The following is a 26,950-nucleotide window of genomic DNA, read 5'->3' on the forward strand; positions in this document are numbered from 1 at the left end:
TGGGAGGTGCGATCGCACCTCTTTTTTTTTACTTGCAATTGGGGATTCAATATAACAAACTGGATCTGTAGTCCCGGCAAAAGTCATCGGAATATCTGCTTCCAAAGCCGTCATTACATAAGATTCAGGTTTACCAAAAACTTGGGTCTAAAGCCCTGTCCTTCTAGGACGGCTTTTCTTTAAGTTGCGGATCGACTCTCTAAGTACGTCGTTTTGGGTGCGACTTGTTTCTGAACAATACTCTACAAGCAGCTTGTATTCATCCTCCGAGCATCGGATAGTTAATTTTTTCATGCCGTCATATTGCCGTTAGACTATGCTATAATACTAGCATGAAGACACTAAAGTTTAAGTTGTACGAACACAAAAGGAATAGACACCTCAAACGGATGATTAACACCGCCGGGGTGATATACAACCATTGTATTGCTCTACATAAACGGTACTACCGGATGTGGGGTAAACACTTAAACTGTGCCAAAATTCAGTCCCATATTGCCAAACTAAGAAAACGTAATTCCTTCTGGCAATCAGTCGGTTCTCAGGCAGTACAAGATATCTGTCAGAGGATAGATAAAGCATACCAATTATTCTTTAAACATAACAAGAAAGGAGCGAGACCGCCAGGGTTTAAGAAAGTCAAAAAATACAAATCATTTACGCTCAAACAAGCTGGTTATAAATTCTTGGGTGGGAATAGAGTCAAGATTGGAAACCGAATATATCAATTTTGCAAATCCAGAGAAATAGAGGGAAAGATTAAAACATTAACCATGAAACGCACTGCACTAGGTGAAATGTTTATGGTTATTGTGGTTGATAATGAATCAGAACCAGAAGTTAAATCAACGACTGGTAAAATAGCGGGATTTGACTTTGGTTTAAAGACTTTTCTCACCTGTTCTGATGGAACTAAAATTGATTCTCCACAGTTCCTAAAAGAATCTCTAAATGCTATCAAGAAAGCTAGTAGACATCATTCCAAAAAGGTAAAAGGTTCCCACAACAGAGAACGAGCTAGAAAGAATTTGGTTCGTAAACACGAAGATGTTTGTCACCGCAGACGTGATTGGTTTTGGAAACTAGCTCACGAACTAACTGACAAGCTTGATGTTTTGTGCTTTGAAACACTCAACCTCAAAGGTATGCAACGTCTTTGGGGAAGAAAGATATCAGACCTAGCTTTTGGTGAGTTCCTACAAATACTAGAATGGGTAGCGAAGAAGAAAAACAAACAGGTGGTTTATATAGACCAGTGGTATCCATCCAGTAAAACTTGTTCTCATTGCGGACATATTTTAGAAAGTCTAGATTTATCTGTTAGACAGTGGCGTTGTCCATCTTGCAATTCCGTGAATGGACGTGATGAAAACGCCGCTAAGAATATTCAAATGGTTGGGGCATCAACCATTGGGTTAGGCGATGTGAGACTGGTTATGCCAGCAATTGCTGTTTGACCCCAGAATCCTCACCCTTCTAGGGTGGGGAGTATGTCAACCAGATGTTTTGCTAACTTGCTAGATAAACTTTTCAGCATCATCTCAACATCAGCTTTTGCAGGTTTAGATACAGAAGTTTGGATTTTAATGAAAGGCATAGTCTTGAGTGCAAAATTTTATTTTTATGTTCTTCAGTTTATCTCATCTAGTCCCCAATCCCCAGTCCCCAGTCCCCAGTCCCTAATCCCTAATAATGAGATGAGCGAAATATATGGCTATGTTCTGGATGATATAAACGAGAGCGTCCTGTAGTTGCAGAAAGTGCTGGACTAATTACATAAAGTGTGGTGCGGATTAAATCTTCTTCATGGGTACACTTGGCCATTTGATTCAGAGGTACAACCAGAATTTTTTCATCCGGCCAGCCGATGCGAAAGCAAATAGCTACGGGCGTATCATCTGGATAATGTTCTAAGAGTTTAGCTTGGGCGTTTTCTATATGACGGGCGCTGAGATAGAGACAAAGACTAGCCTGATGTGCAGCGAGGGTGGCTAATTCTTCCCTGGGGGGAACTTGTGTCCGTCCACTGATGCGGGTGAGGATGATGGTTTGCACCAAACCGGGGACAGTTAATTCTATTTTCAGTTTAGCTGCTGCGGCTTGAAAGGCACTAATACCAGGTATAACCTCAAAAGGGATATTTGCTGCGGCTAACAGTTGCATTTGCTCATGAACAGCGCTGTAAAGACTGGGATCACCAGAGTGGAGACGTACCACAGATTTATGCGATCGCACCCGTGCCACCATCAAAGATATAATCTCCTCTAAAGTCTGATTTGCCGTCGGGATAATTTCCGCATCATCTCGGCATAAATGCAAAATCTCCTCTGGAATTAAAGAATCAGCAAATAAAATAACATCTGCACTAGCCAACAATTTCTGAGCTTTTACCGTCAATAAATCCGGATCTCCAGGGCCAGCACCCACAATATAAACCAGTGAATCCATAAATATAAAATCTGCTATATATAAAATCTCCAAGCAACTCGACAGGGGGTTTTGGATGAATCTTCCGGATTCAGCCTTTATTTCTCGTAGAGATGAATGGTAGATGCACCCTGGTTAAGCCCTAGAGAATACTCTGGGGCATTTTTTCACATTTATAGCACCCCGCATACACGTTAGAACATAAACTGATCGTAAAAGTTAGACACCGAAAGACTTTTACCCCACTCCCCACTCCCCACTCCCCACTCCCCACTCCCCACTCCCCACTATCTGACTCATCTCCTCATTGGCTAATCCGTCTGCGGTGACGCAACAACATCAGGTAAAGGACGCTTCATTAAGTACAGCCAACCTAACCCAGCTAATCCTATAAGAATACCGCTTAAACTCACAACTTGAGCAATGCGAAGCGGCCCCAGCATTAAGCTATCAATGCGAAAACCTTCAATCCACACACGTCCGCAGCTATAAGCCATCAAATAAGTTAAAAATAGCGTCCCCACACGCAAGCGAGGCTTACCAGATAAACTGCGAAAAAATAAAGTGATCAGCAACGCGAAGACAATGAAATTCCACAGGGATTCATACAAAAATGTGGGATGGAAATATTCAAAATTAGCCAAAGCCGGAGGACGGTTTACAGGAGGAATATATAGCTTCCAAGGTAAATCAGTGGGACGGCCAAAAGCCTCTGAGTTAAAGAAATTTCCCCAACGTCCAATTGCTTGTCCTAAAATCAGCGCCGGAGATACTAAATCAGCCAATTGCCAAAAAGATATCTGATTCACCTTAGCAAAAATTAATGCGGCTAAAGTCCCACCAATCATCGCTCCATGAATAGCTATACCTCCTTGCCAAATGGCAATAATTCGCCCTGGCTGCTGGGAATATTCGGACCATTGAAATAAAACATAATACAAGCGCGCTGCTGGAATCGCTCCAATTACCAGCCAAATTGATAAATCACTAATTAATTCTGGGTTGACATTACGGCGCTTGGCCAGATACTGGGAAAGGCTGACACCAATTAACACAGCAGTGGCAATTAACAACCCATACCAACGGAGAGTTATTGGCCCGATCTCCACGATAATTGGCCCTGGAGAGGTGAATTGAAACCCTAAAAGCAAAGTGGAAATATCCAGTACCATGCAAAACTACCTATTTAACTACTTTTTTAGGTGTTACAGCAATTAAAGCAGTTTTTGCTGTCTGTGGTGATTGAGAATTGGAATAACTAATACTGCATACTTAATGCTTTATACTGACAGAAGTAGCTTTGGTGCATTGAAAATTTTGTGATTGCTATTTATCCTGGGAGCTTTGACCCGATCACTTTGGGTCATCTTGATATCATTCAGCGTGGTAGTCGGTTGTTTGACCGGGTGATTGTTGCTGTCTTACGAAATCCCAATAAAACACCACTGTTTACTGTGCAGCAACGATTAGATCAGATTCGTTTGACTACTCAACATCTGTCTAATGTAGAAGTGGACGGTTTTGATGGTCTGACGGTGAACTATGCCCAAAAAAAACAAGCACAGGTTTTGCTAAGGGGTTTACGGGCAATTTCTGACTTTGAAGTAGAGCTGCAAATGGCTCACACGAATAAAACTATTTCCACTCAAATAGAAACAGTTTTTCTTGCCACATCTAACGAGTATAGTTTTTTAAGTAGTAGTGTGGTAAAAGAGATTGCAAGGTTTGGTGGATCTGTTGATCATCTTGTTCCTCAGCAAATTGCCCTAGAAATATACAAATGCTACAATCACACACCTCCAACGGCCAATCCAATCACAACGGAAGCGCTCCCCCCGCTCCAGAGTATGCCAACGGAACCGGAAACGTAGATATTCTCGAAGAACTGAATCGTTTAGAGACATTAATTCTTTACGGTTTTCGTGTACCTCTGACTGGACGCACTCTCATAGATGAAGATAGGCTACTGGAACATCTGGATTTTATTCGGATTTCCTTACCAGCGATTTTTCAGGAAGCAGCTCTGATTGTGCAGCAAAAGCAGGAGGTACTGCTAGAGGCTGAAGAGTATGGACAGAGGGTGATTGAGGCTGCCCAAGCTAAACGGGCGCAAATTTTAAGCGAGAATGATATCATCCGACAGGTAGAACAGGAAGCTGAACAGTTAAGGCGACAAGTTCAGCAGGAATGTGAGGCGATGATGCAAGCAACTCTGGCGGAAATTGATCACAAACGCCGTAGCTGTGAACAAGAGTTGGAGGAATTGCGCCAAAATGCGATCGCTCAAGCTCAAGATATTGAAAATGGCGCTGATGAATACGCTGATAATGTTCTGGAAGGTATCGAACAAGACCTGAAGGATATGTTGCGTATTATTACAAATGGTCGGCAACAATTAAGACATGATATGCCACCACGTCAACATATACCTAAAAAGAAGTAGGTGTTAATTGATAAATATAGCAATTCCCTTTCAAGTGAGGTACCAGCAGTAATCATTAAACGCAGATGGACGCAGATAAACGCAGATAATTTTGTACTTTATTAGACTAGGAAACGCTATAACTGATGTTTAAGTGGAGAAAGCGGTTAGGTTACTAATTAGCCCTGAGCAGGGAGAAGCCTTGACACTCCTTAATTGCAGAGGAAATTACCTTTGACAGTTTGCACCTTGGGGAGTAGCATCGGGATAAAAAGTAACTATGGCCTTTTGTCTCCGCACAAAAACTTTGGGAAAAGTGGTTCCAGTATCCTGATCTCGGACATAAAAGATACAAGCACCCTCAGAATTTCCTTGCAGTTTAAAGATTTGGGTAGCGTCTATAAGCAATTCTTGAGCATTGCTGACATAGCTATAGCCCTTAATCACATCTCTAAATGTAAGGTTTCCTTGTTGTATCACAACTCCCATTGTATAAATTACACCAGGAACCACCTGCTCACGTCTGTGATTATTCGGTAAGCGTCCGCCAATTCCCTGATTTTGTAACTGTAAATATCTCCCATAAAAATGTAAGCCGCCAATATCATTAGCGCTCTTGAGTTCACCACAAAAAATATGTTCAAATCCCCGATTTTTAAACCAAATATCCGTTAAATCTGCCAAAAATTCGCTTTTATTTCTGCGTCCTGGACGGAGTTCGCCGCCGGTAACTGTCTGAAGTTTCTGCAATACATCTGGGTAAGAAGACAATAATTGTTGAAATTGATTGGGGGTAACTCTTGTTCCTATGGAACCGCAGATGTTGAGGACGGCTAAATCAAAGGAATTTAGCACGGGTGGGGCTGGTGTAATGTCTAACTTTTGACCTATGGGGAAACCCACAGGCACAGGGTTGTTGATATTATCGAAAAATGGCAAAAGTTGACTTGCTGGCTGAGACTTTGCTGGTGCGGGATTTTGCATCCCCAAGAAGCAAGCTAGTAATAATACAGTTAATCGACTTCCTAAGCGGTGTATCTTGAGGATATTAAACTTGTGTTTGTCTGGAGTGATGGGTAATTTAACTAAGAAGGGAATCATAAGTTAAGAGTTTATTTTTTTTATACAGTAAATCATGAGAATTATAGAAGAAACCCACACGAGATTAAAACTCCAACACCGACCTATTAATGAATGGGTGTTAGGAGGATGTCTGACAATTGGCGGTTTTGTGGTTCTGATTTATTGCTTATTTTTTAATTTTTCATCTGCGACTCTTAGCTGTCAACGTGTTTCAACCCAGGAAATTAATTGCAATTTACAACGGTCTAGTTTCCTGGGAAGAAGGGAAAGGCTAAGAATTTTTAATATCGATAACGTCTACGTGAAAATGACGAGAAGCAGTAGAAGTAGAAGCTATCGGGTGATTATTCAAACTCCCTTGGGAGATCGTTCTATGGTTCAAAACCAGAGTCGTCAAGACAATGAGCGAGTTGTTCAGGAAATTAATAATTTTTTGCGGTCTAATCAAGGAACTTTATTAGTACAACAAAATCAACGCACTTATTTATTTTTCGTTAATGTATTTACCTTAAGTCTCATGGCTTATGGAGTTTATTTAGCAACTAAACCTGTGAGTAATTGCGCTTTCTATAAAAGCCTGAATCAGTTATTTATTGAGCGGAAAACTTGGAGGAGTCGGACAGTTATTGAGGAACCATTAGAAAATATTTTGCGTGTTGATATTCAAGATAAGCAATTTAAATACCGTAAACTTTATCGAATTGTAATTGTGTTGAAATCCTTGAAAGAAATTCCTCTAAATCCAGAATATACAAATGAAGATAGTGTCCGCAATGCTGTGTTTAAAATCAATTACTTTATGGGAAATGTCCCTGAATAGGAGGGCTGAAGCCCTCACTACAAACTTTGATTAAACTTTTTTTAACCAGCTAAACATGGCGCGGAGGTCTTTACCGACTTCTTCAATGGGATGTTCGGCTTCTTGACGGCGCATGGCTGTGAATCCTGGTTTACCAGCTTGATTTTCTAGGACAAATTCCCGCGCAAATTGCCCAGATTGAATTTCGCTGAGAATTTTCTTCATTTCGGCTTTGGTGTTGGCGTTGACTACGCGGGGTCCACGGGTGTAGTCGCCATACTCGGCTGTGTTAGAGATGCTGTCGCGCATTTCGGCGAGTCCACCTTCTACAACTAAGTCAACAATGAGTTTGACTTCGTGGAGACATTCAAAGTAAGCTAGTTCTGGTTGATAACCAGCTTCTACTAAGGTTTCAAAACCTGCTTTAATTAAGGCGCTTAAACCACCACACAATACTGCTTGTTCACCAAATAGGTCTGTTTCGGTTTCTTCGCGGAATGTGGTTTCGAGTATACCGGCGCGTGTACCACCAATACCTCTAGCGTATGCCATGGCGCGATCGCGTGCCTGACCAGTAGCATTTTGATAAACTGCAAATAGTGCGGGAACACCTTGACCTTGTTCGTAAGTCCGGCGGACTAAATGTCCGGGGCCTTTGGGTGCTACCATGACCACATCTACATCAGCAGGTGGGACAACTTGGGCAAAGTGAATGTTAAAGCCGTGGGCGAAGGCGAGGACGTTACCTGCTTCTAAGTTGGGTTCAATTTCGTTTTTGTAAACTGTCTTTTGGACTTCATCAGGTAATAAAATCATGATGAAATCAGCAGCTTTGGCAGCATCGGCTACAGGCTTGACTGTTAAACCAGCTGCTTCGGCTTTGGCTGCTGACTTACTACCCGGATATAGTCCGACAATTACATTTAAGCCACTATCTTTGAGGTTAAGGGCGTGGGCATGACCTTGGGAACCGTAGCCAATAATGGCAATTGTTTTTCCAGCCAAAAGGTCTAAGTTGGCATCTTCGTCATAATACATCCGGGCCATAGTGCATCTCCTGTCAGCAGCATTGTCATTAATTAGCAGCTTTCGATTGTACCTTAAAAGGGTGAAGAGTGGGGAGTAGGGAGTGGGGAGTGGGTAAAATTATGACGTGGCTTGATCGATTTTTTGCACTTCGGCTTTTGATAGTTTCACATCCACAGCAGTTACTGAGTCTGCGATGCTGGAAACTTTGCTAGCTCCAGGAATGGGTAAAATGCAGGGGGATTTAGCACGCAACCATGCTAAGACGATGCAGTATAATGATACGCTTTTTTCTTGGGCTATTTGGGCGATCGCCTGAATATCTGGCAAGTTAGCATGGCGACGCATTCCCCCAAAGGGACTCCAAGGTAAGAAGGTGATTTTTTCTTGTTCGCAATATTGCAGCACACCATCGGTTTCTGGCTGTCTATGCCAAGGACTGTATTGATTCTGCACTGAGATAATATCCACTACATCTCGTGCTTGTTTAATTTCTTCTACAGAAAAGTTAGAAACTCCCACAAATCGAATTAAACCGGCTTCTTTGGCTGCTTTGGCGGCGCTGAGAGATGCTTCTATGGTGTAATTGGGGTCTGGGGAATGAAATTGCCAAAGATCAATAGGTTTTTCACCTCCTAAAATTTTAAAGCTTTCCTCAATAGTTTGGCGCAAATGTTCTGGGTTGCCGTTACGTCCCCAACTACCATCAGGTCGCATTAAACCGCCTTTGGTAGCAACTATTACTTGACTAGTATCACCTGGATAAGTTTTCAGTGCTTGGTTAATTAGACGTTCATTGTGGTGTTTATCTGATTCATCTTTGCAGTAAGAGTCCGCAGTATCAATAAATGTAATTCCTAAATCCAAAGCCCGATGAATGACGGCAATTGATTGGGATTCCGGGGGGCGATCGTATATTGACATAGGCATTCCACCTAAGCCAATTGCACTCACGTATACATCTGTGTTTCCTAGTTGTTTGGTTTCCATGCTTTTAGTTTTAGTGGTTTCATGACATTAGCTAAACCTGATGTTACATAATTTGCAACAATCTCTAGTTTGAGTTTTCCCACGGCGATACTGAGATTAACTTTATGAATCTCAGAGTGGATGGAATTATGACAATCTCGATAAAATCGTCACAAAAATCTGCTGTGTTGGTGAGTGCTTTACTCGGTGGGGTGATATTTAGTAGTTGTGCTGCTTCCGTGCAGCCATCTTTGGAGTCGGCTTTGTCTTCGAGCGATCGCATGATAACTGGATCAGCACCCCCCATAATGGATCAAATGACCGAGAGTGTAGCTGAACAGCCGGAAACAGAACCAATCACCGAGGGGCGGACGCAACTAATTAAAAAGGCTGCAATGACTGTAATTGTCACCTCAGTTACCGAAAGCGTAAAAACTGTTTCCCAAATTATTAATCAACAACAAGGGGATTTAATCGGGTTAGATGAAATTCAGCCTTCAGGCGACAATTCTCGCCACACCGCATCTATTGTTCTCCGAGTTCCCCAAAACCTGTTAGAGCCTACTATCGAAGAACTAGCTAAATTAGGCACAGTCAGACAACGTAATATTACAGCAGAAGACGTGGGCGATCGCCTAGTAGATTTACAAGCCAGATTAACCAACCTACAAAGAACAGAAGCCAACCTACAAAAAATCATGGATCGAGCAGGTTCCATCAAAGACGTGCTAAGTGTTGCCCAAGAACTGAATAATGTCCGACAATCCATCGAACAAATAGATGCTCAACTCAAAAGCTTAACAAATCAAGTTGCATACTCCACCATCACCCTCAACCTAGAAGCATCTGTATCTAGTAGCAGTCCCCAGTCCAGCGTATCATCCCAAATGCAGGAAACCTGGAACAGTTCCACACACTCACTGCAACAATTTACTTTAGGCTTAGTGAAATTAGGGATTTGGTTAATAGTTTACAGTCCCCTATTGTTGCTTTTAGCCTTTGGTATCTATAGCGGCAACCGTTGGCGACAGGCCCATAGACCCACCTTAGCGAATCCAGAATCAACAAATGCTGATTAGCGCTATCTGTGTTTACCTGGAGTTATATCATGTCCGGTTAATTGGTTACGATTACCACAATCATGTCAACCCTCCCCGCAAGGGCTACGGTGTACACACAAATATCCGCCTAGTACCGCCGTGAAGTCAAAAGTCAAAAGTCAAAAAGCTTATGATATAGGCTTTTCATAGATTTTGAATGGTCTGTTTATTTACGCCGACTTGTACTAGGAACTTTTCCCCTCTGCACCCTGCACCCTGCCCCCCTGCCTCTTCCCACACTCCCCACACTCCCCACACTCCCCACACTCTCCAACTCCCAACTTCCGTTGACTTTGAAGTTTGTACTAGTTAACACGAAACAATAAGGCTAATGAATGCCAAGATCAGAATAAGAAAGCCGAGAGTATTGAAATTAATATGCCAGAAATACACCAATCCATTGCCCAACACTACCACGAACGCACTAAATACGATCCTGAGAGTCTAGCCTCTAAATCTCAGGGGTTAGACTGGGCTAAACAGCCAGTACCCTTTAAAGACTACAAAATTGGCACAAACTTTGACCTCAAACCCTATATCCAAGATACATTAGAGACATTTGCTCATGACCCCGATGCCCAATGGTGGCAAAGACTTTCGCGGTTACTGTTTCGCAGTTATGGACTCACAGCTAGAATGCCTTCAATGGGCAGTGCAGTATACTTAAGGGCTGCACCCAGCGCCGGCGGTTTATATCCGGCAGAAGTTTATTTAGTGTCTCGTGGTACACCCTTATTACCACCAGGATTATATAACTATCAATGTCGCACACATTCCCTGATGCATTATTGGGAAAGTGATGTTTGGCAAACCTTGCAAGAAGCTTGTTTTTGGCATCCAGCCATTGAAAGTACCCAATTGGCAATTATTGTAACCGGGGTTTTTTATCGTTCCGTATGGCGTTATGAAGATAGAGCCTATCGTCGCATATTTTTAGATACAGGGCATCTCCTGGGCAATATAGAACTAGCTGGGGCAATAAATGACTATCGCCCCCATCTGATTGGTGGTTTTGTGGATGAAGCAGTTAACGATCTACTATATATTGATGCGGAACAAGAAGGGGCGCTGGCTGTTCTCGCCCTGGCAGATTTATTAGACATTCAGCAAAATATACCCCTGGGTTGTACCGCTTTACCCTCTGCTAGCGAAACTGATTATCCATCTATTGCTGATGGTGAACTGCTGAGATATTTTCATCTTCGTACCCAAATTCCAGCCAGTGTGACGGGTAAATTGAATTTACCCAAGGTGAAGCCAGAGAAAGTTTTGCAGGATAAATATAATTTTCCTTTTTGTTTGAAAATTTCCACAGCCACTGCACCCATTGACTGGGGAATTAGACTTGCAGATTTGGAAACAACTATGTATAAGCGACGTTCTACCCGCGCTTATAGTGGTGATGATTTAACCTTTGATGAACTGAAAAGTTTGTTAGATTTTACTTATCAACCGCAAAATTATTTAGATCAAACTTTAGATACTTCTCCAGACTACTTTGACCTGAATTTAATTGAAACATTTATTGCAGTTAGTGGGGTTAAAGGTTTGGAGTCTGGCTGTTATTATTATGCTCCTAAAGCCCAAGAATTAAGACAGATTCGGTTTAAGAATTTTCGCCGTGAGTTACATTTTCTGTGCTTGGGGCAAGATTTAGGGAGAGATGCAGCCGCAGTGTTATTCCATACAGCCGATCTTAAATTGGCGATCGCAGAATATGGCGATCGCGTTTACCGTTATTTACATACAGATGCTGGACACTTAGGACAAAGACTAAACCTAGCAGCAACTAAATTAGGTGTTGGGGTCAGTGGTATTGGTGGATTTTTTGATGACCAAGTAAACGAAATACTAGGCATTCCCATTGATGAAGCTGTAATCTATGTGACAACACTGGGAAGACCAAGGTAAGAAGAGACAGGGTGTGGGGAGTGTGGGAAAAGACCTCATCTTGAGTCAGAAAGGGTTTTCTGCCCTAAAAACCGAATTTTACTCTAAATCCAGTTCTCCTCCTCGCTTGAGGGGAGGGGCTAGGGGAGGGGTCTCTTATGGCATAAAAGCATTTCCCGACTTGTTTGTACACGCCTTGAGGCTAGGGGTGGGGTGATTACATCTCAACTGACGACAGACGCAGCAACACAATTTTCCAACTGAGAGATTAGAGTTTCACGATCCAGATTTTGACCAATCAGAACTAACTGAGTTTTCTGTGTACCTTCCCATTGATCATCATCCAAAGTAAACCGCTTACCGCAGAGGTGGAAAATATGACGATTGGGACTGTCTTGAAACCAGATAATTCCCTTGGCGCGGAAAATATTCACTGGTAATTCATTATCTAGAAAATATTGAAACTTTCTGATAGAAAAAGGCTGTTCACTTTGGAATGATATAGAAGTAAAACCATCATTTTCTAAGTGGTGGGAATGATCATGGTGATGGTGATCATGGTCGTGATGGTCATGTTCACAATTTGAGTGATCATGGTCGTGATTATGTTGATCAGCTTGATTAAAATATTTATCTGATGCAAACAAACCCACGCTGAGAATTAAAGGTAGTGGAACGCGCGATCGCTCTGTCCGAATAATTCTAGCATCTTCTTTAATCGCATGAATTTTACCTTCCAAATTCTGCAAATCAGTTTCATTTACTAAATCCGCTTTATTCAGAATAATAATATCACCGTATGCTATTTGACTATAGGCAGCCTCGGAATTAAATAAGTCCAAGCTGTAATTAGCCGCATCAACCACTGTAATAATAGAATCCAGACGGGTTAAATCTCTTAACTCTGTACCCAGAAACGTTAAAGCCACTGGTAAAGGGTCAGCTAATCCCGTAGTTTCTACCACTAAATAATCTAGATTTTCTTGCCGTTCTAAAACTTGGTATACTGCATCTACTAAATCATTATTAATAGTGCAGCAAATACAACCATTACTGAGAGCTATCATATTCTCTTCAGTGGAGACAATTAACTCATTATCAATGCCAATTTCTCCAAATTCATTTACTAATACCGCAGTTTTTAACCCTTGCTGATTAGTGAGAATATGATTTAATAAAGTAGTTTTGCCACTACCTAAAAAACCAGTAATAATCGTGACTGGGATTCCTTGCTTGGGTGCATCCATTCCTACAGATTCAGAAGTAACTAATGATTGCATAAAACTGTGCTTAAATCTCAAGAAGTGATAAAAATTGACTGAGAAAATAGGAAAATATAACTTCTGATTTCCAGAAGTATCAATGATGACTTTAATTTTTTCTTTGGGTTAGCAGTCTTATTGAAATTAGCCAAAGAATTGCGCCGTTAGGCTAAGATTCATTATAGCTGGGGACTGGGGACTGGGAAACAGCTTGTCAAATAGGAGTCCTATAGATGGTTTCACTATTATGAATGGATAATAGAGAGTAATATTTGTCTATTCTATATATTTGGCGAAATTTTACAATAAGCACTCTCCCAATGACCAACAACCAGCGTCAGTCCCTTTCCTTATCTCAACTCCTGCTCATTGTCGCCGTTTTTTTTGTCGTCCTGTTACTGTGGCAATTACGCAGCTTACTATTAACCTTAATGATAGCGGTAGTGTTAGCAGCTGCGATCGCACCATTAGTAAACACCGCCGAAAAATTGCGTCTTCCCCGGTGGTTAGGCGTAATTGTCGTATATATCAGCCTCATATCGGGTTTAATTGGAGCAGGTGTCATCATTGGACCATCGGTTTCTGAGCAAATTCAGCGATTAGCCAGTAGATTACCAGTTTATTTAGATAACTTAGTGATTGCAACAGAAAATTTTGCCTTACGACTGGGAATCACTCAAATCGAGTCTGTAGAAGAATTTTTTGACCTGCAATCTCTAACTAATTGGTTATTTCGTTCTAGCCAACAGTTGCTTGTGCGTTCCTTCGGCTTTACTCGTGGCTTTATTGGTGGCTTAGTCAATCTGATTTTAGCCCTAGTCATGTCTGCCTATATGGTAGCTGGGAGCAAAAATTTAATTAAAGGTTTAGTGAGTTTATTTCCCCAACCTTGGGATGAGCGTTTAGCCGACCAAGTTATCCCCATTTCACGCCGCATGGGGGGATATATTCAAGGACGGGTTTTAGTTTCCGCTATTTTAGGTGTTGTAATCAGCGTGGGTTTACGGTTTTTGGGACTATCAGAATTTGCCTTAGCCCTCGGTGTAATTGCTGGCTTTACTAACTTAATTCCCTTTGTGGGTCCAGTGTTAGGGGCAATTCCTGCCTTAATTGTGGCCATTCCTCAAGGTGGTTTCACCTTTCTTTGGGTATTGCTATTATTTGTGATGATTCAAAATTTAGAAACTTATGTCCTTGACCCCTTGCTAGTCGGTTCTTCCGTCCGTGTGCATCCTTTATACCAACTTTTAGCAGTATTAGGCGGAACCCAAGTGTTAGGGATTATTGGCGCTGTGATTGTTCCCCCTTGGGTGGCTGGTGTGGGCGTACTCGTGGAAAATCTGTATTTACAGCCAAAATTGTTAAATGAAGAAAAATCCGCTATTTACAAATTAGCGTCAACTTTAGATAATCAACCCACATCAGATGTGTAGTTGGAGTGTGGGAAGAGGTAGGGGTGCAGGGTGCAGGGGGGAAAAGTTCCTAGTTCCTACTCCCTACTCCCCAGCTATATTTGACAAATACTTAATTTTCTAGTAAAGATAATAATTTGACTATAAATATGTGGTCTAAACTTACAGAAGCGATCGCCAGTTTTGATATACCTGCTGATTGGATTGGTATTAGAGCGGTTAAGGAAAATGCTTCCACTCGTCATGTCCGGGATGGCGTACCCCAAATCAACGGTAAAACCTCCACAATGGGGGCGATGCTAGAAGTTTTAGTCAATGGTTGTTTAGGTTATGCAGCTACCAACTCCCTAGAATTACCATCATTGCAAGCAGCAGCCCAAGCAGCCTATAAACAAGCCTTAGCCGCTAGCCAATGGCAAATATACTCTTTTAGTGAAAGTCAACGTCCCAAAGTTGTAGGGGAATATAACTCACCATTTTTACAGCCTTTTGATAGCCTCAGCCCTGGGGAAATTAACCATTTACTGGTGCGTATCTGTGAAAGCCTAAAAGTTAATGACAAAATCGTCCAAACCACAGCCAGCGCTAACACCACAGAAACACAGACATGGTTTGTTAGCAGTAACGGTTCGGAAGTTTATCAAAAAATCGTCTCATTGGGAACTCATTATGGGGCGATCGCCCAAGACGGTACAATAGTTCAACAACGTACTAATAATGGATCACACGCCAACTGCTATCAAGGCGGATGGGAACTATTAGACCAAGAGCAATTATCGCTGAGATCGCAACAAATTGGTCAACAAGCCATAGAACTCTTAACAGCCGATGAATGTCCTGACACCCGCACAAATTTAGTCCTAGCACCAGACCAAATGATGCTACAAATACATGAAAGCGTGGGACATCCCCTAGAAATAGACCGGATATTAGGAGATGAACGCAACTACGCCGGCGGTAGCTTCGTGAAAGCCAGCGACTTTGGGAACTTAGAATATGGTTCCCCACTGATGAACATCACCTTTGATCCCACCGTTACAGGAGAATTTGCCAGCTACGGATTTGATGATATCGGGGCAGTAGCGACACGAGAGTATGTCATTAAAGGTGGTGTATTACAAAGAGGTTTAGGCAGCCTAGAAAGCCAAGCTAGAGCCGGGATATCAGGGGTAGCTTGCGCCCGTGCTTGTTCCTGGAATCGTCCCCCCATTGACCGCATGGCGAACTTAAACTTAGAACCAGGAAACGCCACCCTAGAAGAAATGATTAGTAGTATAGAACACGGCGTTTATATGGAATCGAATCGGTCTTGGTCAATAGACGACCGACGTTATAAATTTCAATTTGGTTGTGAATATGCGAAATTAATTGAAAACGGTAAAATCACCAAAACCCTGCGGAACCCCAACTATCGCGCCACCACCCCCCAATTTTGGCATAGCCTCACCCAAATAGGAAACGCCGACAACTGGGAAATATATGGTACACCAATGTGTGGCAAAGGTGAACCCAACCAAGCCATTTCAGTCGGACACGGTTCACCAGTTTGTCTATTTGCAAACGTCGAAGTCTTCGGAGGAGGGTGAATCAGTTATAGCAACGGACATATTGGTTAGGACAACATCATTATGGTTTTAAGGGAACAGGGAACAGGGAACAGGGAACAGGGAATAAAAAATGTCCTAATTACCTTGGCGGTTGCTATATCAGTTAAACAACTTCCCACATTTCCCACACTTCCCACACCCCCCACACTCCCCACACCTCCCACACTCCCCACTCCCCACTCCCCACTCCCCACTCCCCACTCCCCAGTCCCCATTCCCCACTCCCCAGTCCCCATTCCCTACCATGAAACTTGCTGAATTATCTACCTTGGAAATCAGTTTTAATCAACTGATAGAAACCTTACTTACTCAAAAAACAGAAACTGAACAATTCACCGTTAGACTCACCAGCGAACAAAGTCAATTTACCCGATTTAATCACGCGAAAGTCCGCCAAACAGGTCTAGTGGCTGATGGTTCCATCACACTCACCTTAATGGAAAATCAGCGCAGCAGTTTTCGCACCTTTCCTTTTACCGGAAACTGGGATATAGACCAGGAAACCACATCCACAGCATTACTGGAACTGCGGGAAGAATTAACAGTATTACCAATTGACCCCTACTTGGTTTTACCATCAGGGAATAATCGCAGTCGAGAAGTTAATTCTGGCAAATTATTAGCAACAGAATCAGTAGTACCGACTCTATTAGAACTGGTGAGTGACTTAGACTTTACCGGAATGTATGCTGGCGGTGTGGTGATTAAAGCCTATGGTGATTCTCAAGGTCAAAAACACTGGTTTACCACAGATACCTTTACCTTAGATTATTCTCTGTTTGATGCCAATGGACAAGCAGTTAAAGGCATATTTGCTGGGAGTAATTGGGATGAAGCGGCTTATATCGCTAAAATTAACCAAGCTAAAACCCAACTGAAATTACTTTCCCGTCCGGCTAAAGAATTAACCAAAGGACAGTATAAAACTTACTTTGCACCTGCTGCTGTGGCTGATTTATTAGGGATGCTTTCCTGGTCTGCTGTTAGTGAAGCCGATTTACAACAGGGAAACAGTGCTTTAGCCAAGCTATCCCGCCAAGAAAAACAACTTTCGCCCAAATTTAGTTTAAAAGAAAACTTTCAACAGGGATTTGTGCCACGGTTTAATCAATTAGGGGAAATGGTCGCCCCAGAATTACCGATAATTTCCCAAGGTCTTTTAGTCAATACTCTAATTAATTCTCGCACAGCTAAGGAATATGGCAAAATCCCCAACGGTGCGAATAGTTCCGAAACCTTACGCGCGCCAGAAATCACACCAGGAAATTTAGGAGTTGACGAGATTTTGGGGAGTTTAGATACGGGATTATATATATCTAATTTGCATTACTTGAACTGGAGCGATCGCCCCACTGGTAGAATTACAGGTATGACCCGTTATGCTTGCTTTTGGGTAGAAAAGGGTGAAATCATCGCCCCCATCGAAAATTTACGCTTTGATGAAAGTCTCTATCGTTTCTGGGGAGATAACCTAATAGAACTGACCAATTTTCAGGAATTTATCCCCGAAGTGGGAACCTATCAAAGTCGCCAATTAGGAGGTAGTTTAGTTCCGGGGATGTTGGTTAATGACTTCACTTACACTTTGTGATTTGGGGCTAATTTGCGTCAATGGGTAGGTTTGACACTCCTCAGCCTAAAGGCAAATTACTTGTCGCTGGCGATCAATATTTCTCCACTTGCGATGACTACCCTTTTGAGAAATTAATTCAAATCCATAACGCGTCAAAATGCGCTCAAGTTCATCTGCATTCATGCGACGGTTGCGGGTCATCCAACCAAAACCTCCCGCACAATTGTTCCTGATTTTAATTTAATGGGATCTGGTTCAAGATAGAGTGCGATCGCATCACGGATATTTTCTAAAGCTTCTTCCTCGGTTTCTCCAGCCGAAACGCAACCTGGTAATTCTGGACACCAAACAGACCAGTCTCCCGTTTCAGCATCGGCCTCCAGCACAACACGCCATTTCATTACGGTTTCTCCTTTGTCGTCATAATTTAATTTTAGGGTAATTCATGGGAAGTTAGGACGTGGCAGAAGTTTAAAACCGAGTCACAGTAAGTATTTTAATTTTGACTTTTGCTATAACTCCCTACTCCCCAAAACTAAGCCGACATTACCAAACGAGGAAGATGTTGAATCCAAGGGTTTGCTGCTTCTAACTGCGCCGCCAGACTAATTAAAGTCGCTTCAGCCCCAGGTTTGCCAATTAGCTGTACACTTATCGGTAAACTATTACTATCAAAACCTACCGGAAGTGCGATCGCAGGTTGACCCGTAGCATTAGCAACAGGACAAGGTGCAACCCAATTGACAATTTTTTGGAAAGTTTCCTCTGGACTCAAATTAGCCCACTCCCCTACACGGATAGGTGAATGCATATAAACAGGCAATACCAGTACATCTACGGTATCGAAAAACGCCACAACTTGCCTTGCTATGATTTGCATTTGAGCAACAGCCTGGAGATATTCACCCACAGAACCTATGCGAGAAAGTAGTAACTGATTCATCGGTTGTAAAGCTTCAATGGGCATTCCCGCAGCTGCTACCCCACCTTGCCAAACCATTGTAAAGGGTTCAATCAAACCACTGAAATCCGGGCATTTCTCCTCGATACTGTAACCAAATTCTGCTAATAATTTTACTGTTTCCCGCACTCCCTGTTGAGAATTACTATCAGCTTCTCCAAAAGGAGGAATATTTGTACTAAAAGCAATTCGTAAATTACCTAGTTTTTCAGTAGTCTTGGCTAAAAAAGAGGGTTCGGGATTGGGTAGCCAATAAGGATCACCGGTCACATAGCCAGACATCACATCTAACAGCGCTGCTGCATCAGCCACAGTCCGCGCAATTGGTCCATTTGTGGCAATTCCCGCCACCCGATTTCCCACCGGTGCATGAGTGACTCTACCCCTTGATGGTTTGATTCCCACTAAGCCACAGCAAGCCGCCGGACCCCGCACAGAACCGCCACCATCAGAACCTTGGGCTAAAGCTGATAACCCAGCTGCGACTCCGGCTGCTGCGCCTCCACTGGAACCACCGGGAGTGTATGCTAAATTCCAAGGGTTTCTGGCTGGGGGAAATCCTGTAGGTTCAGTGTAAGGATAGGAACCTAATTCAGAAGTGGCGGTTTTACCGAGAATAATTAAACCGGCTTGCTTAATCAGCGTCACTACCCCATCATCATAGTTAGGGACATTTTGTAATAATGCTGGATTACCGTAAGTACAGGGTATCCCAGCCACTGGGTTCAAATCTTTAATAGAAATGGGTACACCAAATAATGGCGGTAATTCTGAGGTGGTTGTCAGGGTTTCTGTTTTGACTTTAGCATCTGCGATCGCCATTTCAGCGCTCACTGCCCAGTAACATCCTAATTGCGGGTTAAATTCCTCAATTCTGTTTAAATATAATTCCACCAACTCTAAAGGCGACACCTCCCGACTCCTAATTAACCGCGCCAATTCTAGTGCTGGGGTAAAAGCCAAATCATTTTTATTCATAAACCAATTAATAGACCATTTGAGATTTTGTGGAAAAATTACCTAGAAATTCTGATTTTTATCTTTTTTCCACTAATCATGTATTATATATATCCTAAGATTTCTCTATTCAAACATACAACGTTTATATACAAAGTGATACTGTGACTCCAGTAGTCAAGCTAATATATGGTTATTTGAATTATTTTCCATAAACTTTCTCGAAGTCCCCAACGGATATTTATGACTAACTTAGAAGAAATTTTTCATCAACTCCCACAAATGGTTCTGAATCTCAAGTTATACCTTGGTAATTCCGACCAAATGACACAACAAGTTACCCTCATAAATAATATCCAGTTGCAACTTAGTCACCTGCAAACAATCATTATTGAAGAACTGAAATTACAGCAAGTTAATAATTATCCAATTCATCCTCTTCCTCCTATTGGTACAATGAAAACTCTGTTTCTCGATCATATTTTTTTACCAGAAACAGATATGGAAGCTAAAACCAAATATATTATAGCTAAATTCGGCAACCCCACCACAGAAATTTCTATTAACGACTTACAAGCAAAAATTAATTATTGGATAGAATGGGCTGATTTTTTGCGTGTCGTTTCCACAGATATTTTAAATCAATCGGAATTAGTCAGTCAACTAAATTCCCATAGTCACCATAGCAATTTATGCGCCCAAGTGCAGCACCTGAGTGAAATCTTAAAAATTGACTTAGCATTAACTAATTCCCAAATTTTACCCCAGCAACTCCAGCAACTCAAAAATGCTGAAGCAGAAGCCTTACAAATAAAAGAAAAACTTACCAATATTATTAATAATATTCATCTCCATCCTAATTTTTTAAATATTCTCACAGGTATATCATCCTTTTGTGGTCAATCGGGTTTAACCTTAGAATGGTTAGATGATGACCAAGAATTAATTATCTCCAGCGATGGTAAATTTCAGGAATTAACAGATATTATCCAGGAATGTCAGAAATTACAAGCAACAGTAGATAATTTAATTATCGAGATTAAAAACTTCACCCAACAGGCTGAAAGATTTCTCAAACATTCACCAAAACCCACCCAAACCAAAGGATTGATTAATTATGAAACCCCACTCATTCCCAAATTTACATTACCTAAAATATTCTATCCAATAATCATCATTACTTCCGGTTTATTAGTCTTAATTTCCACAGGATTAATCATTAGACAAAGAAGCGCATTTATTCCGGGGACTGTATTAACCTCTCGTCAAGAATCCACCGCCGTTACTAACTTTAACTCTGCATTAAAACTGGGGTTAGAAGCCTCTGCATTGGTAGAAAATCCGCCCTATCCTATGATAGTATGGCAAGAAGCCGAAACTAAATGGCTAGAAGCAATTGAGTTATTAGAGAGTGTCCCAGAAGGCTCATCTGTTTACAATCAAGCCAGTCAGAGATTATTTCGCTATCGTCGTAACCGCAGGGCTATCAGTGAAAAAGTAATGATGGAAAGTCAAGCTACAGGAGATTTACAAACTGCTCAAAAATTGGCAACAGAAGCGACATTTTTTGTACAAAATTCACCGCAGTCACTCCAGGCTTTAAATCAAGCTAAGGCAAAATTACAACAAGCTATAGGTTTGTTAGAAAATATTCCTCAAAGTACAACAATTTATCCACAAGCTCAAGAAATCTTACCGATTTATCAAAGTAACTATACAGGTATTAATATATTAATTAAAAGATAATTAAAACTCGGTTTTATTATCCCATGACTTACGGAAAATCGTGAGAAAATGAATCACGTTCGCGTAGCGTTTCCCCTTGGGAGAAGTGAAGAGGGTTTCAGAGATTTCTTGCATGAGTGCTATATCCCTTTATGTCCTCCTAGCAATTATTTGTGAGCCTGCATATAGCATTTCCTATGCTAATAAAGCACAAAATTATCTGCGTTTATCTGCATCCATCGGCGTTTAATTCTACCCCATCCCTAACCCCTTCCTGCAAGGGAGGAGGGGAACTGGATTTATGGTTAAATCTTATTTTTAGGGTGGGAAAATATCTGGGGTTGAGGATGTGTGTAAATGCTAGGAAGTTAGAGAGGGAGGTTACACTTTTGTGCGGTCTGTTAATATTTCATAACCAGTTTCTGTCACCAATACGGTATGCTCAAACTGTGCTGAAAGTGAATTATCCACGGTGACAGCTGTCCATCTATCTGATAAGATTCTAGTATGTTTAGAACCTGCATTCAAAATTGGTTCTATGGCTAAGGTCATTCCTGGACGCAGTTTGACATTGGGCATTTGGCGGGTGCGGAAGTTGAAAACTGAGGGTTCTTCGTGTAAGTTCCGACCCACACCATGTCCGGTAAATTCTTCAACTACACTAAAACCATTGGCGTTTACATGGTCTTCTATTGCTCCTGCTATGTCAAGCAAATAAGCGCCTGCTTTAACTTGTTCAATACCTTTAAAAAGAGCTTCTTCGGCGACGCGAATCAGTTTGGCTGCGTCTGGGGTAACATCACCTACGGCGATAGTAATGCAGGAATCACCATGAAACCCTTGATAATAAGCGCCTGTATCTACTTTTAATACGTCCCCGGTGCGAATGACTTTTTTAGCATTGGGGATTCCATGTACAACTTCATTATTAATACTGGAGCAAATAGAACCGGTGAAGCCGTGATATCCTTTAAAGCTGGGTGTCGCATCCATTTCACGGATACGTTTTTCTGCATAGTTATCTAAGTCTGCTGTGGTCATTCCTGGTTGTACCATCTCAGAGATTTCTTTGAGAACGGTAGCAACAATTTTTCCTGATTCCCGCATGATTTCAATTTCACGGGATGATTTAATTTCAATACCTCGGCGTTGTTTTTTTGCTGGTTTGTCTTGAGTTTTTTGAGAAGAGAGTAAGTTGCTAAGAATGTTCATGGGTGATTAATAATTACTGGCGCTTTGCTGATAGAGTAGGAGTTTTTTAATTCAAACAAAAAACTATATGGCGTTTCTTGTGAAATACAGTCACCCCACCCCTAAACCCCTCTCCGCAAGGTATACGGTGTACTCACAAGTCGGTAAATTCTCGTTTGTGTCATAAAAGACCCCACCCCTAGCCCCTCCCATATCAAAGGTTTATCCTTTTCTTCCCCCCGTTGCGGGGGGATTGAGGGGGGTGCGAGGAGGGGAACCGGATTTACAGTAAAATTCGGTTTTTAGGACTGGAAAACCTTTTTGGATCAGGATATGTGTACACGGTAGCGCAAACGATGAGGGAGCTATGATCTAGTTCATTTGATTAGGAACTGCTATATATATTTAAGTTAACTTATTTTCACCTTGCTCCTACGTCCAATTCTCTAGTTAGCGGATGGTGATTTCACCTGTCATTCCTGCTGCTGTGTGTCCTGGGATGACACAGTGTAAGTGATAGTTTCCTGGCTTGATGGGTAAAAATACCCATTCGGCTTCACCACCGGGTTTAAGTTCTAGTTCATGAATTGCGCCTTTAATTTCTACTTTGCCGGCTTGGACTTTTTGTGTCCAAATACTATCAGCAAAGTCTTTGGCGGTGAAGTAATGTTTGAGTTGACTGGGGTTGTTTAGGCGGAGTAAATAGCGTTTACCGGGTTGAAATTCTAATTGATTGGGTTCAAATTTAAGTTCGTTGGCAGAATTACCTAAGCTAATTATAATTTCTGTGACTGGTTCTTTGAGGGGATTTTCTGTAAGGTTGGCGGCGATCGCCTGACTATGATTTACAAAACTCAAGCAGAGCAATAAACCCACTATAGTAAATCGCTGTAATCCTTGCCGAGGATGATTTGCCTTTTGGTATAATTTTTTAGCAATTTTTTTAAATAACCAAGTCATTTTGATGTTTATATAGTCGTGATCACTAATCTAGTTTAGCTAAACAGCGAATAAATTCTAGGGGTAAGCCATCGGTATCGGCAATAAACGCTACTTCCCAAATGCGATCGCCTATCTGCTGCTGTGTTGGTGCTAAAAGTATTTTTAGGGGTGGTAAATCTGCCACTCCATCTACACGTAACTGTAAATTTGTCAACCAGCTAGGTAAATCTGATGTAATTTCAGTTAAATCAAAAGACAGATGATAATAACCAACATAATGTTCATCGCCGAAAGCATCAGGTGCTGGTTTGGGTTCAGGAATTTGAATTAATTCAATTCTGCCCTGTAAACCTTCCATCCAGCAAGCCAGAGTATAGCCTGTGGTGAACCGTTCACAAATTGTAAATCCTAACTGTTCATAAAAGGCGATCGCCTGATGAATATTAGCCGTCCGAATCGACGCATGGTGCATAATAATTTTGGGGATTGGGGAATGGGGAATGGGGAATGGGTATTGAGTATTGTATCTTTCCCCCAAACTCCCCACACCCTCCCCAGTAACTTACTCAAATAAACGGAAATAAGGATAGCGTACAGGGACACCAGGCTCCTTATCCAAATCAAAATTAATCACATCCCAGCAGGGATCTTCCGCCGCCTCTGGGCTAAAATCCACAGGTAAGCCATATAATCGTGCAGAGGTAGGTTCGGGATCACCAGAACGCCAAGGAGTGCTACGTTCTAGATAGCCACTCATTAATTCCTGATAACGTTTAGCAATAATTACCCGTGTAGCTCGATAACCTTGAGTGTACAGCTTATCCAGTGCCTCGTGGATTTCAAAACGAATCCCATCAGGATGCGTATGCTGTCTATACCACTCATTATTCCAGCGTCGCCAATGACGACCCGACTGTAGATGAACTAACTCTCCAGTTTTAGGATTAGCCTCAAAAGCACCGTGACGCGGACACAAATAGGTATCTGTCAATGTCAACGCTGCAATAGTCTGACGACAGTGGGGACACTGAATATCAGATCCAAATATGGGGTACTGCAAACTGAGATTCATCATGAAGTGCGTATAAACATAGTTTCTTCTTCACCAGCACCAGTGAGTTGGATATTACACTCCGGCTCCTCTATTTTAAGGGCTTGCTCGTTGTTGCAAAGAAACGAAGTTCCAGCGTGAACAATATTCACAGGCATTAGACTCAGATGAGAGAGGTAATACCGTGATATCCTGGTTGTGCAACCAGCCGCAAAGTTTAGAGTTTTTCCAGTTTTCCTGGGTACCATATTCCTATTCTATCGTGTCTACAGCTTCTTACTGGCCATCTCCTGATTTTTCTCAAGCCGCTTTCATCGCCGCCAATGCAGTTGTTATCGGTTCAGTCAACATTCAAGCCGGGGCGAGTATTTGGTATGGTGCAGTAGTCAGGGGAGATGTAGAACGGATTGAAATTGGGGAATGTACAAATATTCAAGATGGGGCAATTTTACATGGTGATCCTGGCTCACCCACAATTTTAGAAGATCATGTCACCGTCGGACATCGGGCTGTAGTCCATTCTGCCTACATTGAGCAAGGGTGCTTAATTGGTATTGGCGCAATTATTTTAGATGGAGTCAGAGTAGGTCGCGGTAGCATCATTGGTGCTGGCGCAGTAGTTACTAAAGATATTCCCCCCCAGTCTTTAGTAGTCGGCGTTCCAGGAAAAGTATCCCGCCAAATTTCAGCACAGGAAGCCGCAGAACTAATCGAACACGCTGAACGTTACAAAAAGTTAGCTTTAGTTCATGCAGGAACCGGAAAGGACATCGGCTTTGATCACCAGAAATAGCGCTAAACATTGTAATATAAGTATATATTGGTCAGGTAAAACCACAAAATAAATTATTCCCTGTTGTGGAATAGATATATTACCCGTCCTTGATGAGTAGCACTGCTAATCATTGACGTATTGGGATCAATTCCTCGGAACATCGGCAAAAAGTCAGATATTTTTTTGCTGATAAGATGGGAAAAAATCACCAAATAGGCTCAAAATAAAAATGAGCGCCGTTGATAAAAGTTTAATTTTCGCTTAAAAAAGGGGTTCTAAAATGGATATCGATTACCGTATTGCTATTGTTGTTGCACCAATTGCTATTGCTGCTAGTTGGGCTGCTTTTAATATTGGCGCTGCTGCTTTAAGACAAGTACAAAACTTTTTGAACAAAGAAGCTTAAACTTCATCAAAATTAACGATAAAATCGGCTGTTTCTTGGACTAAGGACAGTCGGTTTTTTAACTTAACCTGAATTTCTCTGTGGATATCAATTCTTTACTCAAACCCTTTCAGCATTTCGGCGTTAATCTAGGACTATCGCGCATTATTAAACTCCTAGAAAATCTGGGAAACCCTCACCATAAAGTCCCAGTGATTCACGTTGGCGGTACTAATGGTAAAGGTTCTGTTTGTGCTTATCTGTCCTCAATTTTAACTGAGGCTGGTTATCGTAGAGGATGTTATACCTCTCCTCATTTAGTCCATTGGACAGAAAGAATTACCATTAACAATCAACAAATTTCCTCTGAGGAGTTTAGCCAATTAATCTTACGAGTCCAAAAGGCTATTCAACCCGATGATGAGTACCCAACTCAGTTTGAAGTGATTACCGCAGCTGCGTGGTTGTATTTTGCTGAAGCTAAGGTTGATATCGCAGTGATAGAAGTGGGTTTGGGTGGACGTTTAGATGCTACTAATGTTTGTGACCAGCCATTAGTGAGTATAATTACGTCAATTAGCCGGGAACATTGGCAACAATTAGGTCCCACTGTGGCGGATATTGCTAGGGAAAAAGCCGGAATTATTAAACCTGGGTGTCCCGTTGTCGTGGGGAAATTGCCGCCAGATGCTGAGACTGTTGTGCGATCGCGCGCCGCAGAATTACAATCTTTATATATTACGCCTCAACCTGCCCATCAAATTACTCCCGGATGGGCTGAATATAAAACTCTGAAAAATTCCCATATTATTAAATATTCTCTGCCTTTACATGGACAAATTCAATTAAATAATTCCGCTTTGGCTTTAGCTACTGTGGAAATTATGCAAAACTCCGGTTGGAAAATTTCTCAAACAGCCATTGTGAATGGGATGAGTAAAACTCAATGGCCGGGGCGAATGCAATGGGTGAATTGGAACCAGTTTAAACTATTAATTGATGGCGCGCATAACCCAGCTGCTGCCCAGGCGCTGCGAGATTATTTAGATAGTTTGAATCTGGGTAACGTGACTTGGGTGATAGGAATGTTGGCTACTAAAGAGCATGAGGATATTTTTCGGATTTTACTGCGAGGGCATGACCAATTATATCTCGTGCCAGTACCAGATCATAGTTCTGCAAATCCAGTGGAATTAGCGAAACTAGCTAGTGAAATTTGTCCAGAATTATCCCTTTGTCAAACTTATCCAGATTTATCTTCAGCTTTAACAGCAGCTTTTAATCACACCAATAATCAAGTAGTTTTATCTGGTTCCCTTTATTTAATTGGACATTTTTTCACCCTTTTATAAATGGGGATTGGGGACTGGGGATTGGGGATTGGGGATTGGGG

The 26,950-nt window shown here is 41.8% G+C and carries 28 protein-coding genes; 14 read left to right on the top strand and 14 right to left on the bottom strand.

Annotated elements, in window-relative coordinates; genetic code table 11:
* The first annotated feature begins 332 nt into the window (after window positions 1-332).
* Window positions 333-1,457, top strand: coding sequence for an RNA-guided endonuclease InsQ/TnpB family protein (locus ACM0OP_RS08215; protein ID WP_414527910.1), 1,125 nt, complete (start codon window positions 333-335; stop codon window positions 1,455-1,457).
* Between the two features lie 11 nt (window positions 1,458-1,468).
* On the opposite strand, the gene ACM0OP_RS08220 is transcribed toward ACM0OP_RS08215, so the two are convergent.
* From ACM0OP_RS08220 to lgt, 3 genes are all read right to left on the bottom strand, one after another.
* Window positions 1,469-1,597 (bottom strand): hypothetical protein, encoded by a 129-nt coding sequence (locus ACM0OP_RS08220; RefSeq protein ID WP_414527911.1) that lies wholly within the window; start codon window positions 1,595-1,597, stop codon window positions 1,469-1,471.
* Window positions 1,598-1,686: 89 nt separating this feature from the next.
* Window positions 1,687-2,448, bottom strand: coding sequence for a precorrin-4 C(11)-methyltransferase (gene cobM / locus ACM0OP_RS08225; RefSeq protein ID WP_414527912.1), 762 nt, complete (start codon window positions 2,446-2,448; stop codon window positions 1,687-1,689).
* Window positions 2,449-2,738: 290 nt separating this feature from the next.
* Entirely contained in the window at window positions 2,739-3,599 is an 861-nt protein-coding gene (gene lgt / locus ACM0OP_RS08230; protein WP_414527913.1) for a prolipoprotein diacylglyceryl transferase, read from the bottom strand.
* A gap of 147 nt (window positions 3,600-3,746) precedes the next feature.
* On the opposite strand from lgt, the gene coaD reads away from it, so the two are divergent.
* Entirely contained in the window at window positions 3,747-4,298 is a 552-nt protein-coding gene (gene coaD, locus ACM0OP_RS08235) for a pantetheine-phosphate adenylyltransferase (RefSeq protein WP_414527914.1), read from the top strand.
* Complete coding sequence (locus ACM0OP_RS08240) at window positions 4,208-4,870, top strand: DivIVA domain-containing protein (RefSeq protein WP_414527915.1); 663 nt, start codon at window positions 4,208-4,210, stop codon at window positions 4,868-4,870. Before coaD ends, ACM0OP_RS08240 begins: the two co-directional genes overlap by 91 nt.
* A 207-nt stretch (window positions 4,871-5,077) precedes the next feature.
* Here the strand turns inward: ACM0OP_RS08240 and ACM0OP_RS08245 are convergent, their stop codons facing one another.
* Window positions 5,078-5,950 (bottom strand): EndoU domain-containing protein, encoded by an 873-nt coding sequence (locus ACM0OP_RS08245; protein WP_414527916.1) that lies wholly within the window; start codon window positions 5,948-5,950, stop codon window positions 5,078-5,080.
* A gap of 34 nt (window positions 5,951-5,984) precedes the next feature.
* Between ACM0OP_RS08245 and ACM0OP_RS08250 the strand changes: the two genes are divergently transcribed.
* Window positions 5,985-6,752 (top strand): hypothetical protein, encoded by a 768-nt coding sequence (locus tag ACM0OP_RS08250; RefSeq protein ID WP_414527917.1) that lies wholly within the window; start codon window positions 5,985-5,987, stop codon window positions 6,750-6,752.
* A 30-nt stretch (window positions 6,753-6,782) separates the two neighbouring features.
* Here the strand turns inward: ACM0OP_RS08250 and ilvC are convergent, their stop codons facing one another.
* Window positions 6,783-7,778: a ketol-acid reductoisomerase gene (gene ilvC, locus ACM0OP_RS08255; RefSeq protein WP_414527918.1), complete on the bottom strand. Its 996-nt coding sequence runs from the start codon at window positions 7,776-7,778 to the stop codon at window positions 6,783-6,785.
* 99 nt (window positions 7,779-7,877) lie between these two features.
* Window positions 7,878-8,747 (bottom strand): aldo/keto reductase, encoded by an 870-nt coding sequence (locus ACM0OP_RS08260; RefSeq protein ID WP_414527919.1) that lies wholly within the window; start codon window positions 8,745-8,747, stop codon window positions 7,878-7,880.
* Window positions 8,748-8,875: 128 nt separating this feature from the next.
* On the opposite strand from ACM0OP_RS08260, the gene ACM0OP_RS08265 reads away from it, so the two are divergent.
* The 3 genes from ACM0OP_RS08265 to ACM0OP_RS08275 all read left to right on the top strand — a co-directional run bounded on the left by ACM0OP_RS08265 (window position 8,876) and on the right by ACM0OP_RS08275 (window position 11,737).
* Window positions 8,876-9,805, top strand: a complete 930-nt coding sequence (locus ACM0OP_RS08265) for a DUF4349 domain-containing protein (protein ID WP_414527920.1) — start codon at window positions 8,876-8,878, stop codon at window positions 9,803-9,805.
* On the top strand, window positions 9,795-9,929 hold the full coding sequence (locus ACM0OP_RS08270; protein WP_414527921.1) for a hypothetical protein: 135 nt from the start codon (window positions 9,795-9,797) through the stop codon (window positions 9,927-9,929). Before ACM0OP_RS08265 ends, ACM0OP_RS08270 begins: the two co-directional genes overlap by 11 nt.
* A 275-nt stretch (window positions 9,930-10,204) precedes the next feature.
* Window positions 10,205-11,737, top strand: a complete 1,533-nt coding sequence (locus tag ACM0OP_RS08275; protein ID WP_414527922.1) for a SagB/ThcOx family dehydrogenase — start codon at window positions 10,205-10,207, stop codon at window positions 11,735-11,737.
* A 203-nt stretch (window positions 11,738-11,940) separates the two neighbouring features.
* Here ACM0OP_RS08275 and ACM0OP_RS08280 read toward each other — a convergent pair whose 3' ends face one another.
* Window positions 11,941-12,996, bottom strand: a complete 1,056-nt coding sequence (locus tag ACM0OP_RS08280; RefSeq protein WP_414527923.1) for a CobW family GTP-binding protein — start codon at window positions 12,994-12,996, stop codon at window positions 11,941-11,943.
* 302 nt (window positions 12,997-13,298) lie between these two features.
* Between ACM0OP_RS08280 and ACM0OP_RS08285 the strand changes: the two genes are divergently transcribed.
* The 3 genes from ACM0OP_RS08285 (at window position 13,299) to ACM0OP_RS08295 (ending at window position 17,588) form a co-directional block, all read left to right on the top strand.
* Window positions 13,299-14,411 carry an AI-2E family transporter gene (locus tag ACM0OP_RS08285; RefSeq protein ID WP_414527924.1) on the top strand — a complete coding sequence of 371 codons (1,113 nt, stop codon included), beginning with the start codon at window positions 13,299-13,301 and terminating at the stop codon, window positions 14,409-14,411.
* 128 nt (window positions 14,412-14,539) lie between these two features.
* Window positions 14,540-15,976, top strand: coding sequence for a TldD/PmbA family protein (locus tag ACM0OP_RS08290; RefSeq protein WP_414527925.1), 1,437 nt, complete (start codon window positions 14,540-14,542; stop codon window positions 15,974-15,976).
* Between the two features lie 265 nt (window positions 15,977-16,241).
* Entirely contained in the window at window positions 16,242-17,588 is a 1,347-nt protein-coding gene (locus ACM0OP_RS08295; RefSeq protein ID WP_414527926.1) for a TldD/PmbA family protein, read from the top strand.
* Window positions 17,589-17,633: 45 nt separating this feature from the next.
* On the opposite strand, the gene ACM0OP_RS08300 is transcribed toward ACM0OP_RS08295, so the two are convergent.
* From ACM0OP_RS08300 to ACM0OP_RS08310, 3 genes are all read right to left on the bottom strand, one after another.
* On the bottom strand, window positions 17,634-17,771 hold the full coding sequence (locus ACM0OP_RS08300; RefSeq protein ID WP_414527927.1) for a type II toxin-antitoxin system HicA family toxin: 138 nt from the start codon (window positions 17,769-17,771) through the stop codon (window positions 17,634-17,636).
* Complete coding sequence (locus tag ACM0OP_RS08305; RefSeq protein WP_414527928.1) at window positions 17,768-17,971, bottom strand: type II toxin-antitoxin system HicB family antitoxin; 204 nt, start codon at window positions 17,969-17,971, stop codon at window positions 17,768-17,770. The genes ACM0OP_RS08300 and ACM0OP_RS08305 overlap by 4 nt, the downstream gene beginning before the upstream one ends.
* A 134-nt stretch (window positions 17,972-18,105) precedes the next feature.
* Window positions 18,106-19,509 (bottom strand): amidase, encoded by a 1,404-nt coding sequence (locus ACM0OP_RS08310; protein WP_414527929.1) that lies wholly within the window; start codon window positions 19,507-19,509, stop codon window positions 18,106-18,108.
* A gap of 222 nt (window positions 19,510-19,731) precedes the next feature.
* Here ACM0OP_RS08310 and ACM0OP_RS08315 point away from each other — a divergent pair, with 222 nt between their 5' ends.
* Entirely contained in the window at window positions 19,732-21,234 is a 1,503-nt protein-coding gene (locus ACM0OP_RS08315; protein ID WP_414527930.1) for a hypothetical protein, read from the top strand.
* Window positions 21,235-21,594: 360 nt separating this feature from the next.
* Here ACM0OP_RS08315 and map read toward each other — a convergent pair whose 3' ends face one another.
* From map to ACM0OP_RS08335, 4 genes are all read right to left on the bottom strand, one after another.
* Window positions 21,595-22,425, bottom strand: coding sequence for a type I methionyl aminopeptidase (gene map, locus ACM0OP_RS08320; protein WP_414527931.1), 831 nt, complete (start codon window positions 22,423-22,425; stop codon window positions 21,595-21,597).
* A gap of 429 nt (window positions 22,426-22,854) precedes the next feature.
* Window positions 22,855-23,364, bottom strand: a complete 510-nt coding sequence (locus ACM0OP_RS08325; protein ID WP_414527932.1) for a plastocyanin/azurin family copper-binding protein — start codon at window positions 23,362-23,364, stop codon at window positions 22,855-22,857.
* Window positions 23,365-23,389: 25 nt separating this feature from the next.
* On the bottom strand, window positions 23,390-23,818 hold the full coding sequence (locus ACM0OP_RS08330) for a VOC family protein (protein ID WP_414527933.1): 429 nt from the start codon (window positions 23,816-23,818) through the stop codon (window positions 23,390-23,392).
* A 90-nt stretch (window positions 23,819-23,908) separates the two neighbouring features.
* Complete coding sequence (locus ACM0OP_RS08335; RefSeq protein WP_462362463.1) at window positions 23,909-24,418, bottom strand: TIGR02652 family protein; 510 nt, start codon at window positions 24,416-24,418, stop codon at window positions 23,909-23,911.
* Between the two features lie 241 nt (window positions 24,419-24,659).
* On the opposite strand from ACM0OP_RS08335, the gene ACM0OP_RS08340 reads away from it, so the two are divergent.
* From ACM0OP_RS08340 to ACM0OP_RS08350, 3 genes are all read left to right on the top strand, one after another.
* Window positions 24,660-25,190, top strand: a complete 531-nt coding sequence (locus ACM0OP_RS08340; protein ID WP_414527935.1) for a gamma carbonic anhydrase family protein — start codon at window positions 24,660-24,662, stop codon at window positions 25,188-25,190.
* A 262-nt stretch (window positions 25,191-25,452) separates the two neighbouring features.
* The gene (locus tag ACM0OP_RS08345) at window positions 25,453-25,578 is read left to right on the top strand and encodes a photosystem II protein Y (protein WP_414527936.1); all 126 of its coding nucleotides are present in this window, start codon (window positions 25,453-25,455) and stop codon (window positions 25,576-25,578) included.
* 80 nt (window positions 25,579-25,658) lie between these two features.
* Entirely contained in the window at window positions 25,659-26,909 is a 1,251-nt protein-coding gene (locus ACM0OP_RS08350) for a bifunctional folylpolyglutamate synthase/dihydrofolate synthase (protein WP_414527937.1), read from the top strand.
* The last annotated feature ends 41 nt before the right edge of the window (window positions 26,910-26,950 follow it).

The organism is Nodularia chucula CCY0103, assembly GCF_963923915.1.
GTDB lineage: Bacteria > Cyanobacteriota > Cyanobacteriia > Cyanobacteriales > Nostocaceae > Nodularia > Nodularia chucula.